This is a genomic window from Streptomyces sp. NPDC001634 (assembly GCF_040298185.1).
In the GTDB taxonomy this organism is placed as follows: domain Bacteria; phylum Actinomycetota; class Actinomycetes; order Streptomycetales; family Streptomycetaceae; genus Streptomyces.
Genome location: NZ_JBEOZU010000062.1, coordinates 47,218 through 59,978 on the forward strand (window position 1 = coordinate 47,218; position 12,761 = coordinate 59,978).

At 70.9% G+C, this 12,761-nt stretch carries 12 protein-coding genes; all 12 read left to right on the forward strand.

All coding sequences use genetic code 11. From position 1 onward, the window contains the following. Nucleotides 1-69 precede the first annotated feature (69 nt). The 12 genes from ABT186_RS32695 to ABT186_RS32750 all read left to right on the forward strand — a co-directional run bounded on the left by ABT186_RS32695 (nucleotide 70) and on the right by ABT186_RS32750 (nucleotide 12,648). Complete coding sequence (locus tag ABT186_RS32695) at nucleotides 70-1,083, forward strand: lytic transglycosylase domain-containing protein (RefSeq protein WP_351229034.1); 1,014 nt, start codon at nucleotides 70-72, stop codon at nucleotides 1,081-1,083. Between the two features lie 54 nt (nucleotides 1,084-1,137). Then, the gene (locus tag ABT186_RS32700; protein ID WP_502973389.1) at nucleotides 1,138-2,205 is read left to right on the forward strand and encodes an RNA polymerase sigma factor; all 1,068 of its coding nucleotides are present in this window, start codon (nucleotides 1,138-1,140) and stop codon (nucleotides 2,203-2,205) included. A 122-nt stretch (nucleotides 2,206-2,327) separates the two neighbouring features. Next, nucleotides 2,328-3,257: an ABC transporter ATP-binding protein gene (locus ABT186_RS32705; RefSeq protein ID WP_351229037.1), complete on the forward strand. Its 930-nt coding sequence runs from the start codon at nucleotides 2,328-2,330 to the stop codon at nucleotides 3,255-3,257. Then, on the forward strand, nucleotides 3,254-4,024 hold the full coding sequence (locus ABT186_RS32710; RefSeq protein WP_351229039.1) for an MlaE family ABC transporter permease: 771 nt from the start codon (nucleotides 3,254-3,256) through the stop codon (nucleotides 4,022-4,024). Before ABT186_RS32705 ends, ABT186_RS32710 begins: the two co-directional genes overlap by 4 nt. Before the next feature lie 3 nt (nucleotides 4,025-4,027). Next, the gene (locus ABT186_RS32715; RefSeq protein ID WP_351229041.1) at nucleotides 4,028-4,831 is read left to right on the forward strand and encodes an MlaE family ABC transporter permease; all 804 of its coding nucleotides are present in this window, start codon (nucleotides 4,028-4,030) and stop codon (nucleotides 4,829-4,831) included. Nucleotides 4,832-4,836: 5 nt separating this feature from the next. Continuing rightward, on the forward strand, nucleotides 4,837-6,093 hold the full coding sequence (locus tag ABT186_RS32720) for an MCE family protein (RefSeq protein WP_351229043.1): 1,257 nt from the start codon (nucleotides 4,837-4,839) through the stop codon (nucleotides 6,091-6,093). After that, nucleotides 6,090-7,127: an MCE family protein gene (locus tag ABT186_RS32725; RefSeq protein ID WP_351928143.1), complete on the forward strand. Its 1,038-nt coding sequence runs from the start codon at nucleotides 6,090-6,092 to the stop codon at nucleotides 7,125-7,127. The genes ABT186_RS32720 and ABT186_RS32725 overlap by 4 nt, the downstream gene beginning before the upstream one ends. A gap of 272 nt (nucleotides 7,128-7,399) precedes the next feature. Next, nucleotides 7,400-8,380, forward strand: coding sequence for an MCE family protein (locus ABT186_RS32730; protein WP_351229071.1), 981 nt, complete (start codon nucleotides 7,400-7,402; stop codon nucleotides 8,378-8,380). Beyond that, nucleotides 8,377-9,510, forward strand: coding sequence for an MCE family protein (locus tag ABT186_RS32735; RefSeq protein WP_351928145.1), 1,134 nt, complete (start codon nucleotides 8,377-8,379; stop codon nucleotides 9,508-9,510). The genes ABT186_RS32730 and ABT186_RS32735 overlap by 4 nt, the downstream gene beginning before the upstream one ends. Then, on the forward strand, nucleotides 9,507-10,790 hold the full coding sequence (locus ABT186_RS32740; protein WP_351229050.1) for an MCE family protein: 1,284 nt from the start codon (nucleotides 9,507-9,509) through the stop codon (nucleotides 10,788-10,790). The genes ABT186_RS32735 and ABT186_RS32740 overlap by 4 nt, the downstream gene beginning before the upstream one ends. After that, nucleotides 10,787-12,058, forward strand: coding sequence for an MCE family protein (locus ABT186_RS32745; RefSeq protein ID WP_351928147.1), 1,272 nt, complete (start codon nucleotides 10,787-10,789; stop codon nucleotides 12,056-12,058). Before ABT186_RS32740 ends, ABT186_RS32745 begins: the two co-directional genes overlap by 4 nt. After that, nucleotides 12,031-12,648: an Rv1363c family protein gene (locus ABT186_RS32750; RefSeq protein ID WP_351928149.1), complete on the forward strand. Its 618-nt coding sequence runs from the start codon at nucleotides 12,031-12,033 to the stop codon at nucleotides 12,646-12,648. Before ABT186_RS32745 ends, ABT186_RS32750 begins: the two co-directional genes overlap by 28 nt. Nucleotides 12,649-12,761: the final 113 nt, after the last annotated feature.

The following is a 12,761-nucleotide window of genomic DNA, read 5'->3' on the forward strand; positions in this document are numbered from 1 at the left end:
GAGGGGACTGCGACAGTGGCAGGGCGCGCATTCAAGGGTGCACTCAGAGGTGCCAGGGGAACGGCGATCGTGGCGGCGGCGCTGGCGGCGCTGACCGCGTCACAGGCGCCGGAGGCGGTCTCGGCACAGGCCTCGGAGCCCGCACGGGGCGCGGCACCCGCCGAGCACGGTCCGAGCGTGTCCGGCGACACCCCCTACCGCGCCGAGTTCCCGCCGCTGCGGACCGGTGGGCAGGTGGAGGACACTCCGTCGGTGACGGGGGGCGCGTTGCCGGAGACGGTGTTCGCCGCATACCGGCGCGCCGAGTCGGAGCTCGCCCGCACAGCGCCCGGGTGCCGGTTGCGGTGGCAGTTGCTGGCCGCGATCGGGCAGGTGGAGTCCGGGCAGGCGTGGGGCGGCCGGGTGACCCCGGACGGTACGACGGTGACGCCGATTCTCGGGCCCCGGCTGACCGGCGGCGCCTTCGCCGTCGTCCGGGACACCGACGGCGGCGCGTACGACGGTGACGCCGTGTACGACCGCGCGGTCGGCCCGATGCAGTTCATCCCTTCGACCTGGGCCCGGTGGGGTGCGGACGGCAACGGCGACGGACGGGCCGACCCGGACAACGTCTTCGACGCGGCGCTGGCCGCCGGGCGCTATCTGTGCGCCGGCGGCCGGGACCTCTCGAACCCCGCCGACCTGGACCGGGCGATCCTCGGCTACAACCACTCGGAGGCCTATCTGAGCACGGTCAAGGCCTGGTACACGTACTTCCTGGAGGGGCACCGGGTGGTACCGGACCAGCGCGCGGGCTCCCCGGCGGCCCGGCCGAAGCCGTCACGACCGAGTAGGCCGAAACCCTCACCGCAGCCGTCCGGCTCGGGCGCGGGCCCCTCCCACAAGCCGTCCACGCCGCCTCCCGTGCCCTCCCCCACCCCGTCGCCCACGACCACGGGGAGCACCGCCGAGCCGGTGCTCCCCGTCCCCGCCCCCAGCGTCGGGCTGCCCGGCGGTGTACTGACCGGCGTCGGCCCGCTGACCAGCAACGGTGCGGACACGATGGGCTCCGCCCCCTCCACAACTGCGGATACTGGGCGGTAATGTCGCCACCCGCCGGTCAGCACGGGACCGGCGGGTGAGCGCAAAGGGGCCCTCATGGCGACGGACTTGCCTGCTGAGACAGAGGCGGCCATGGCTGCTGGGACACAGGCGGCTCAGGACCGCTGGCAGCGCATGTGGAGCCACCGCGAGCAACTGCTCAAGGTGGCCCGGCGCCGGTCGATGAGCCTGGAGGACGCCGAGGACGCCGTGCACGAGGCGATGCTGCGCGCGGCGGAGCGCCCGGATCTCGACGACGAACGCCTCGGTGCCTGGCTGACGACCGTGACCATGCGGCTGTGCGTCGACCGGTACCGCCAGGTCAACCGGGAAGCCGAGGTGGGCACCAGCCCCACGCTCGTCGGGCCGGGCCCGGTGCCCGTCGAGGAGGCGGTGTGCGACCGGGCCGAGGCCAGGTGGCTGGCCGTGCGCAGCGGAGAGTTGCCCGCCCGCCAGGCGGAGGCCCTGCGGCTGAAGTCGGAGGACCTGGACGTCGGTCAGGTCGCCGTGCAGATGGGGCTGAGCTACCGGACCGTCGAGTCGCTGCTGGCCCGGGCGCGGCGGACGCTGCGCGCCTCGCTCGCCGGGACGCTCGGGATCGTGTTGTTCCTGTTCGGGCGCGGGCGGCCACGCACGGTCGGAAAGGCACAGGCGGTGGCGGTCACCTCGACCGCGGCGACGCTGGTGGTGGCGGGGTTCGTGCTGCCGCACGCGTTCGACGGGGGCGGCGCCGGCGCTCCGGCTCCGCGGCCGGCCGTGTCCCGCGGCGCCCAGGCACTCCGGCCCGACAGCACCGGCCGGGGGCGTGCTCCGGGGGCGGGCATGTCGCCGCCCGGGACGCCGGCGGCCCCCGGTCGGGGAGCGTCCGCATCTCCCACCGACGGATCGCTCGCACCGCTGTCGGTGCCGTCCCTGCCGAAGGTGTCCTCGCTTCCGACCCTGTCGGACGGCACGGTCCCGGAAGTGCCCGGTGTGCCCGACCTGACACACGTGCCGGACATACCACTCAAGTCCACCCTCCCGAAGTCGCCTCCGGCGCTTCCGGCGACCCCGGACACTCCCGCCCTGCCGTCGGCCCCGCGCTCCGTGCCCACGCCGAGCACGTCGCCGGTGAAACTGCCGTAGACCCGCCCGTAGACCTGCCCGTAAACCCGTCCGGAAAAAATTCGGCTCCGTCGCGACGGACGCCCCGCCCGTCCCCGTAGAGCAGATGTCGGAGCTGCTCACGCGGGCGAAGGGTGGACCGGATGGGTGTCGAGATCTGTGTGGAAGGGCTGACCAAGTCCTTCGGTCACCAGGTCATCTGGCAGGACGTCTCGCTGACGCTGCCCGCCGGGGAGGTCTCGGTCATGCTCGGCCCCTCGGGGACGGGCAAGTCGGTGTTCCTCAAGACACTCGTCGGACTGCTGAAGCCGGACCGCGGCTCGGTGAAGATCGCGGGCCGGGACATCACCAAGCTGCGCGAGCACGACCTGTACGAGGTACGGAAGCTGTTCGGGGTGCTGTTCCAGGACGGCGCGCTGTTCGGCTCCATGAGCCTGTACGACAACATCGCCTTCCCGCTGCGCGAGCACACCCGCAGATCCGAGAGCGAGATCCGGCGGATCGTGCTGGAGAAGATGGACATGGTCGGGCTGATCGGCGCCGAGGGGAAGCTCCCCGGCGAGATATCCGGCGGTATGCGCAAGCGGGCCGGTCTCGCCCGGGCGCTGGTGCTCGACCCGGAGATCATCCTCTTCGACGAGCCGGACTCGGGCCTCGATCCGGTGCGCGTCGCCTATCTCAACCAGCTGATCGTCGACCTGAACGCGCAGATCGACGCGACCTTCCTGATCGTCACGCACGACATCGCCTCGGCCCGCCAGGTGCCCGACAACATCGGGCTGCTGTTCCGGCGCGAACTGGTGATGTTCGGACCCCGTGAGCAGTTGCTGACCAGCGACGAACCCGTTGTGCGCCAGTTCCTGAACGGCCGGATGCAGGGGCCGATCGGCATGGCGGAGGAGAAGGACGCCGCCCTGGTCGAACAGGAGCTGGCGCAGATCAGCGAGGGCCCCGGGATCAAGGACGTGACGCCCCGACTGCTGCCGGGCCCCGGCATCACCCGCCCGCCCCGCTGGGAGGCGATCGCGAGACGGGAGGCCGAGCTGCACCGGAAGGAGGTGGCGGGAGCATGAGTCTGTCCCCGACCGGAGCGCTGCGGCACTCCGGCAACCTGTTCGCGATGGCCCTGGACGTGGTGCGCGCCCTGCCCCGACGGCCGTTCCAGGCAAGGGAGTTCATCCAGCAGGCGTGGTTCGTCGCGAGCGTGACGATCCTGCCCACAGCCCTTGTGTCGATCCCCTTCGGGGCGGTCATCGCCCTCCAGATCGGCAGCCTGACGCGGCAGCTCGGCGCGCAGTCCTTCTCCGGAGCCGCCTCGGTCCTCGCGGTGCTGCGGGAGGCGTCGCCGATCGTCACCGCGCTGCTGATCGCGGGGGCGGGCGGCACGGCGATCTGCGCGGACCTCGGGGCGCGCAGGATCCGGGACGAGATCGACGCAATGCAGGTACTCGGCATCGACCCGGTCCACCGGCTCGTCGTACCGCGTGTGCTGGCCTCGATGGTGGTGGCCGTGCTGCTCAACGGTCTGGTGTCGGTCGTCGGGGTCGCGGGCGGCTATTTCTTCAACGTCATCCTCCAGAACGGCACTCCGGGCGCCTATCTCGCCTCCTTCACCACGCTCGCCCAGCTCTCCGACCTGTGGGCCGCGGAGATCAAGGCACTGGTGTTCGGGGCGATCGCGGCGATCGTCGCCTCGTACAAGGGACTTAATGCGAAGGGCGGGCCGAAGGGCGTGGGCGACGCGGTGAACCAATCGGTGGTGATCACCTTCATGTTGCTGTTCGTGACGAACTTCGTGATGACCGCCGTGTACTTCCAAGTCGTTCCGCAGAGGGGCTGAGGCATGGCGCTGTTGAGTCGTCTGGAGGAGCTGGGCAGCCAGCTCTCCTTCTACGGCCGCTCGCTGGCGTGGACGGGCCGCACCCTGCGCCGCTACAAGAAGGAGATTCTGCGGCTGCTCGCCGAGGTGAGCTTCGGCCGCGGCGCGCTCGCCGTCGTGGGCGGCACGGTCGGCGTGATCGCCTTTCTGTCGTTCTTCACCGGCACCGAGGTCGGCCTCCAGGGCTACGCGGCCCTCAACCAGCTCGGCACCTCCAACTTCGTGGCGTTCCTGTCGGCGTACTTCAACACCCGGGAGATCGCGCCGCTGGTGGCCGGGCTCGCCCTGTCCGCGACGGTCGGCGCCGGGTTCACCGCGCAGCTCGGCGCGATGCGGATCAGTGAGGAGACCGACGCGCTGGAGGTGATGGGCGTCCCCTCGCTGCCGTTCCTGGTGACGACGCGGATGATCGCCGGTTTCGTCGCAGTGATCCCGCTGTACGTGATCGGGCTGCTGTCCTCGTACCTGGCCGCCCGCACCATCACCACCGGCTACTACGGTCAGTCGACGGGCACCTACGACCACTACTTCCATCAGTACCTGCCGCCGGTCGACGTGCTCTGGTCCTTCGGCAAGGTGATCGTCTTCGCGGTCCTGATCATCCTGGTGCACTGCTACTACGGCTACTACGCGAGCGGCGGTCCGGCGGGTGTGGGCGTCGCGGTGGGGCGTGCGGTGCGGACCTCGATCGTGGCGATCAACGTCCTGGACTTCTTCCTGAGCCTCGCGATCTGGGGCGCCAACACGACCGTACGGATCGCGGGGTGAGGCCGGTGAGAGTGCTGAGACTGCGTCTGTACGGGGTCGCGTTCATCGCGGTGCTGGCGCTGCTGCTGTCGCTGGCCGTGGCCGTCTACCAGCAGGCGTTCACCCCGGTCGTGCGCATCACACTGGAGGCCGACAGCCTCGGCAACCAGCTCGATCCCCGGGCGGACGTCAAGCTGCGCGGGCTGCTGGTCGGCGAGGTGCGCGCGGTGCACGCCGACGGGACGAAGGCCACGCTCGACATCGCGCTCAAGCCGGAGTACGTCACGTTCATCCCGTCGGACGTGCACGCCCGGCTGTTGCCCAAGACACTGTTCGGCGAGAAGTACGTCGATCTGGTGGTCCCCGCCGGGTCTGCGCAGTCGTCGGCCCGGCCCATCCGCGCCGGGGACGTCATCACCCAGGACCGTACGCGGACCGGTATCGAGCTGCAGCAGTTGATGAAAGACCTGCTGCCGCTGCTGCGCACGGTCAGGCCCGGTGAACTCAACGCCACGCTCTCGGCGTTCGCCACCGCGCTGGAGGGCCGCGGCGACCGGATCGGGGACAACCTGACCCGGGTAGAGGGTTACCTGCGCCGGCTCAATCCGCATCTGCCGTCGCTCAAGGAGGACATCTCGCGGTTCGCGGACGTCGCCGAGGTGTACGGCGACGCCGCGCCCGATCTGCTGCGGATCCTGCGCAACACCATCACCACCAGCCGCACCGTCGTCGAGAAGAAGGACCGGCTGGCCGCCGCCCTGCGCACGACCGCGACGGTCGCGGACACCGGACGGGACTTCCTCGACGAGAACGGCGACCGGCTGATCACCCTCGGCCGCGTCTCACGCCCCACGCTGGAGCTCTTCGCCCGCTACTCCCCCGAGTACCCATGCCTCCTCGACGGACTGGTCCGGGAGGAGAAGGCGTCGGAGGAGGCGTTCCGGGGCGGCGAGATGCGGATCACCCTCGAGGTCGTCCGGTCACAGGGCGCGTACCGGCCTGGCGAGGAGCCGCGCTATGCCGAACGTTCGGGGCCGGACTGCCGGGGCCTGCCGCATCCGCCGGTGCCGGGACCGAAACCCGAGCTCAACGACGGTACGTCGTCCGGTGGTTCGGACGGCGCACTGCCCGGAGGTGTCAATGTGTCCGCGACCGCGGCCGAGCAGCGGGCCGTCGGCTCGCTCGTGGCCCCCGTGCTGGGCGTGCCCGCGGACGAGGTGCCGCCCGTCGCGACCCTGCTGTTCGGCCCGCTGGCCCGGGGAACGGCGGTGAGCGTCGTATGAGAACCTCAGGAGCCAGGCAGGCCGCCGCCCCACTGATCAAGTTCAGCCTCTTCGCGCTGGTCACGATCGCGGCGACGGCGCTGCTCGCCGCCACCATCGTCGGCGTCTCCCTGACCCCGAAGCACACGTACCACGCGGTGTTCAGCGACGTCACGGGGCTGGAGACGGGCGACGACATCCGGGTGGCCGGAGTGCGGGTCGGTGAGGTCGAGGGTATCCGGATCAAGGACCGGACGCTGGCGGAGGTCACCTTCACCGTCGCCGCGGACCGCCCGCTGCTCACCAGCACCCACGCGGTCGTCCGTTACCGGAACCTGGTCGGGCAGCGGTACATCGCGCTCACCGAGGGCGCGGGCGACGGCACCCGGCTGCGGCCCGGCGGCACCATCCCGCTGTCCCTGACCCAGCCCGCGCTGGATCTCAACGCGCTGCTGAACGGCTTCAAGCCGCTGTTCGCCGCGCTCAGCCCGAACGACGTCAACCAGCTCGCCACCGAGATCATCCGGACCCTGCAGGGCGAGGGCGGCACCGTGAACAGCCTGCTCGCGCACACGGCGTCGCTCACCACGACCCTCGCCGGGCGCGACAAGCTGATCGGTTCCGTGATCGACAACCTCAACACGGTGCTGGGCACGCTCGACACGCGCGGCACCCGTTTCTCCGAGCTGATCACCCAGCTGCGGCGGGTCATCTCCGGGCTGTCCGCCGACCGCGAGCCCATCGGGGACTCCCTGGTGAGCATCGGCGACCTGACACAGGCCACCTCGGGGCTGCTGAAGGAGGCGCGTCCGCCGCTCAAGGACGACATCGCCGGGCTCACCGGTCTCACCGGAACGCTGAACAGGAACGAGAAGACCGTGGAGGGCGTGCTGAAGCGGCTGCCGAACAAGCTCAACGAGCTGACGGGGACGGCGTCCTACGGCTCGTGGTTCAACTTCTACCTCTGCGACTTCGACGGCCGGATCGTGCTGCCGAGGACGAAGCAGGTACTCACCCCCGAGCTCCATGTGGCGCAGGCGAGGTGCGGCGGATGAGCATGCGCATCGTGCCGCGCAGGACCCGGCGCCGGCGCCCCGAACCCCTGGTGAAGGTGCACGTCCAGCCCCCGAAGCTGCCGAGCCTGCGGCTCCTGCCGCGCAGAAGCCGCCGTCGGCGCCCCCAACCCCTGGTGAAGGTGCACGTCCAGCCCCCGAAGCTGCCGAAGCTGCGGCTCCTGCCGCGCAGGACCCGGCGGCGCTCCGAGCCGCTGGTGAAGGTGCAGGTCCTGCCCCCGAGGCTGCCGGGTATCCACCCGCGCCGCCCGCAGCTGAGGCCGTTCCGCGAGCGTAACCCGGTCGTGGTCGGCGCCGTCGGCCTCACCGTCCTCGCGCTGCTGACCGTCGCCGCGTTCAACGCCGACAGCCTGCCGCTGATCGGTGGCGGCGAGACGTACAGTGCGGCCTTCTCGGAGGCGGGCGGCCTCAAGCCGGGCGACGAGGTACGGATCGCCGGGGTCAAGGTCGGCAGGGTCGAGGGCGTCGACCTGGAGGGCGATCACGTGAAGGTGACCTTCAAGGTCAAGGGCGACCCGGCGATGGGCACCGCGACCGGCGCCTCGATCCGGGTCAGGACGATCCTCGGAGCGAAGTTCCTCGCCCTGCACCCCGAGGGTCCCGGCCGTCTCCGGCCGGGCAGCGAGATCCCGCTCGGCCGGACGGTTTCGGCGTACGACGTCGTGCAGGCGTTCAGCGACCTGACGACCACGACGGAAAAGGTCGACACCCGGCAGCTCGCGAAGGCGCTGGACACCATCTCCACCACCTTCCAGGACTCCCCCACGGAGGTACGGGCGTCCATCGACGGGCTGTCGAGGATCTCCAGGACGGTCGCCTCCCGCGACGAGGCACTGCGCGGACTCCTCCAGCACGCGAACGGGGTCACCGGGGTGCTGGCCGAGCACACCAAGGACTTCTCCGCGCTGGTGAAGGACGGCGACCTGTTGTTCAAGGAGATCAGCAAGCGGCGCGCGGCGATCCACGCACTGCTCAAGAGCTCGGCCCTGCTCGGCATCGAGCTGTCGGGCCTGGTCGAGGACAACCGCAAGGAGATCGGGCCCGCGCTCAGGAACCTCGACACGTTCGTCAGGATGCTCGAACGCAACCAGGCGAGCCTCGACCGGAGCGTCAAGCTGCTTGCGCCCTACGTCCGGGTCTTCACCAACGCCCTGGGCAACGGGCGGTGGTTCGACTCCTACGTCCAGAACCTGGTGGCCGCCCCCGTGGTGCCGAGGACGGGAGGCTCACAATGACCGAACGCTTCCCTGTCCGGCGCGGCCTGGCACTGCTCACGGCGCTCGCGGTCGTGGCCGCCCTCGCCGTCGTGCTGTGGCCGCACTCCCGCACGGTGCGTGTCACGGCGTACTTCCCGCGCACCGTCGGCATCTACCCCGGTTCCGACGTCCGTGTCCTCGGTGTCCGCATCGGCGAGGTCAGGACGATCACGCCGGAGGGCGGCCGGGTCCGGGTGGAGCTGGAGTACGACGCGGTGCGCAAGGTCCCCGCAGGCGCGCAGGCCGCGATCATCAACTCCTCGGTGGTCAGCGACCGTTACGTACAACTGCTGCCGGTGTACCGGAAGGGCCCGGTGCTGCGGGACGGCGCCGTCATCCCCGAGTCGCGCACCGCCGTCCCTGTCGAGCTGGACCGGATCTTCGACAGTCTGCACACCACCGCCGAGGCGCTGGGTCCGAAGGGCGCGAACAAGGACGGATCCCTGTCGCGGCTGCTCGGAGTGAGCGCGGACAACCTCAAGGGCCAGGGCGCGAACCTCAACCAGGCGGTCGACGACCTCTCGCAGGCGGTCACCACGCTGTCCGACGGGCGGGGCGACCTGTTCGGCACCGTACGGAACCTGCAGGTGTTCACCGCCGCGCTGGCGGCAGACGACAAGAGCGTGCGGTCGTTCAACGACGACCTCGCCGCGGTGGCGAAGCAGCTCGCCGGGGAGCGCGAGGACCTCGCGGAAGCGCTGCGGCACCTGGCTTCGGCCCTTGGAGACGTGTCCGACTTCGTGAGGAACAACAAGAAATCCATGACCTCGGACGTCGAGGGCCTCAGCAAGGTCACCAAGGTCCTCGTCACCCAACGGGCCGCACTGGAGGAGCTGTTGACGGTCGCCCCCACGGGTCTGTCGAACCTGCAGGACGCCTACAACGCGTCCTCCGGCACCCTCGACACCCGCAACAACGCGCAGGCGCCGCAGGACCCGGCGTCCCTGCTGTGCTCCCTGCTGAGGACGACCGGGGACGTGGGCGGCAGGAACCCCGACTGCAAGGAGCTGCGGCGGCTGTTCGACTCGCTGCCCGAGCTGCCGGCCGCCCCTGCCACGACGGGCACGGTCGACCGGACGCTCGGCGGAATCCTGGGGGCCCGCGCATGAGCATGCTGCGCACGGTCCGGGCGGTCGCGTGGACGGCGGCCGGTTCGCTGCTGCTGTCCGGTTGTGAGTTCAACGGCTGGTACGACGTCCCGCTCCCCGGGGGCGCCGCGGCGGACGGCCACGCCTACCACGTCACGGTCGAGTTCAGGGACGTACTGGACCTGGTGCCGCAGTCGGCGGTCAAGGTCGACGACGTCACCGTGGGCGCGGTGGAGAAGGTGGAGCTGGACGGCTGGCACGCACGGGTACGGCTGCGGGTGGCCGACTCGGTGAAGCTGCCCGCCAACGCGGTCGCCGACCTGCGGCAGACCAGCATGCTCGGCGAGAAGTACGTGGCCCTGTCCGCCCCGGCCGGCACCCCGCCCGTCGGACGGCTCCGCGACGGCGACCTGATCCCGCTGTCCCGCAGCGGCCGCAACCCGGAGATCGAGGAGGTGCTGTCCGCCCTGTCCGCACTCCTGAACGGCGGCGGTGTCGCCCAGCTCAAGACGATCACCGTGGAGCTGAACAAGGCCCTGGGGGGCCGTGAGACGCGGGTCGCGTCCCTCCTCAAGGAGCTCGACACGTTCGTCGGCGGTCTGGACGAGCAGCGCGCGCAGATCGTCCGCGCGCTCAAGGGCATCGACCGGCTGTCCAAGCGGCTGGGGAGCGAGGAGAAGACGATCGCCCAGGCAGTCGACACGATCCCGCCCGCGCTGAAGGTCCTCGCCGACCAGCGCCGTGACCTGACGAAGATGCTCACCGCCCTGTCGAAACTCGGCTCGACCGGCACCAGGGTGGTCAACGCCTCGCGGGAGGACACCGTGGCCGATCTCGAACAGCTGCGGCCGATCCTGCAGGAGCTCGACAAGGCGGGCGACGATCTGCCCAACTCCCTTGAACTGCTGACCACGTACCCGTTCCCGCGCAACGCGGTCGACGCCGTGAAGGGCGACTACGTCAACCTCAGAATCACCGCGGACCTCGACCTGGCGGACCTCTACGGCAACCTCACCGGCAACCCCGGCAAGGGCGGCGGCGGTTCCGGGAAGCAGCCGGTCCCGACGCCCTCCCTCCCGAGCGTGCCGAGTGTGCCGCTGCCCACGGCGCTCCCCAGCACCCCGGGCCTGCCGAAGGTACCGACGGCACCGGCCAAACCCTCGGCGCCCTCGGGCGGGGGCAACCTGCTGTGCCCGCCGGTGTGCACGGCGAGTTACGGCAGCGGAGGGGACGCGCGCCGCCTCCCGCCGGGGATCGACCTCGCCCTGGCCGAGCTGATGCTGAAGGGGATACAGCCGTGATCACACGTACGGTCAAGGCCCAGTTGCTCGCCTTCGCCACCGTCACCGCCGTGGGGGTGTCGTACATCGGCGCCGAGTACACGGGCCTGGCGGACGACCTCCTCGGCCGCGGCTACACCGTGACGGCCGACTTCGCCGACTCCGGGGGCGTCTTCCCCGGCGCCGAGGTCACCTACCGCGGGGTTCCGGTGGGCCGCGTGGGCGCCCTGCGGCTGAACGGCTCGGGCGTCTCGGTGGCTCTGGAGATCAAGGACGGCGCCCCGCGGATCCCGGCCGACACCCTGGCGGTGGTCGCCGACCGTTCGGCGGTGGGCGAGCAGTACGTCGACCTGCAGCCCCGGCACTCCGGCGGCCCGTATCTGATGGAGGGCAGCCCGATCCCGCGCGACCGCACCCGGGTGCCGCTGCCCGTCACCGACCTGGTCCTCAGTCTGGACCGGCTGGTGAACTCCGTCGGCAAGGACGATCTGCGCACCACCGTCGACGAGTTGGGCAAGGCCTTCTCCGGCACCGGACCACGGCTGAGCCGGCTGGTGGACTCCGGCAACGAGCTCGTCGAATCGGCCTCCGACTCGCTCCCCCAGACGATCTCGCTGATCGAGGACTCGCGGAAGGTGCTCAGGACGCAGGCCGACGAGGGCTCGGCCATCAAGTCGTTCTCCCGCGATCTGGCGGCGCTGACCGCGCAGTTGAAGTCGAGCGACGGGGATGTGCGCCGGCTGATCGGCAACGCGGTGCCCGCCGCGCAGGAGGTCGACTCCCTGCTGAAGTCCACCAGGCCGCACCTGCCCGTCCTGCTGGCCAACCTCATCACCGGCGGCCAGATCACCGTGGCCCGGCTGCCCGGCGTGGAGCAGGCCCTGGTCACCTTCCCGGTGGTGGTCGCGGGCAGCTACACGGTCGTCCCCGGCGACGGCACCACCCACTTCGGGCTCGTGGTCAACGCCGACGATCCGCCGCCGTGCACCCAGGGCTACGGCACCGGGCGGCGCGATCCGGCCGACACCAGCACACGTCCGGCGAACACCGCCGCGCGCTGCACGGCGCCTCGCGGCAGCAGGACCTCGGTGCGCGGGGCACAGAACGCGCCCGGCGCGTCGGCCGCTTCGAGCGGCGGCCAGGCTGCATACGTCACCCCGTACGACCCGGAGACCGGCACCGCCACCGGCCCGGACGGCACGCCGGTCGAGATCGGCTCGACAGGCGGCGAACAGACCGTCTTCGGAAAGGAGTCGTGGCAATGGCTGCTCGTCGGACCGATGGCATGAACGCCGACGGCATGAACGCCGACGGCATGAACGCCGACGGCATGAACGCCGACGGCATGAACGCCGACGGCATGAACGCCGAGGGCATGAACGCCGAGGGCATGAACAAGGTACGCCGCAGGGCGCTGTCCATGGGGCTGGTCGCCGCGACCGTGCTGACAACCGCGACGTCGGTCTGGCTGGGCATGCGGCTGGCCGGGCAGCACGAGACGGAGCAGCGCCGCCAGGACGTCCTTGCGGCGGCCCGTCAGTCGGCGCTGAACTTCACCTCGCTCGACTACCGGCACTACGGCCGGGACAGCGGGAACGTGCTGAAGGGGGCCACCGGTGACTTCAAGAAGGAGTTCGCCGCGCAGACCCAGGAGTTGACGAAGCTCGTCGCGCAGAACAAGTCGGTGTCCGAGGGGCAGGTCCTCGAAGCGGGCATCGTACGGTCCGACGCCCACTCGGCCCGGGTCCTGGTCGTCGCCGACAGCAAGGTGACCAACACCGCCGTACCCGAGGGGCAGGCGCGCACCTACCGGCTGCAGCTCGATCTGGTGCGCGAGCACGGCCGCTGGCTGACCTCCGACGTCGAGTTCGTGGGCTGACCGCGCCACCACCAGTGAGGAGATACACCGTGGCGAACCCGACCTCCCGAGTCCGCGGCGCCGGCTCCCCCGCCCGCCGCACCATGACGGCGGCCGCCCGCGCGGCGGCCAAG

Excerpts from the sequence above, each read along its gene's own strand:
- ABT186_RS32715 (WP_351229041.1), top strand. The coding sequence starts at position 4,028 with ATGGCGCTGTTGAGTCGTCTGGAGGAGCTGGGCAGCCAGCTCTCCTTC.
- ABT186_RS32710 (WP_351229039.1), top strand. The coding sequence starts at position 3,254 with ATGAGTCTGTCCCCGACCGGAGCGCTGCGGCACTCCGGCAACCTGTTC.
- ABT186_RS32705 (WP_351229037.1), top strand. The coding sequence starts at position 2,328 with ATGGGTGTCGAGATCTGTGTGGAAGGGCTGACCAAGTCCTTCGGTCAC.
- ABT186_RS32750 (WP_351928149.1), top strand. The coding sequence starts at position 12,031 with ATGGCTGCTCGTCGGACCGATGGCATGAACGCCGACGGCATGAACGCC.
- ABT186_RS32735 (WP_351928145.1), top strand. The coding sequence starts at position 8,377 with ATGACCGAACGCTTCCCTGTCCGGCGCGGCCTGGCACTGCTCACGGCG.
- ABT186_RS32700 (WP_502973389.1), top strand. The coding sequence starts at position 1,138 with ATGGCGACGGACTTGCCTGCTGAGACAGAGGCGGCCATGGCTGCTGGG.
- ABT186_RS32740 (WP_351229050.1), top strand. The coding sequence starts at position 9,507 with ATGAGCATGCTGCGCACGGTCCGGGCGGTCGCGTGGACGGCGGCCGGT.
- ABT186_RS32725 (WP_351928143.1), top strand. The coding sequence starts at position 6,090 with ATGAGAACCTCAGGAGCCAGGCAGGCCGCCGCCCCACTGATCAAGTTC.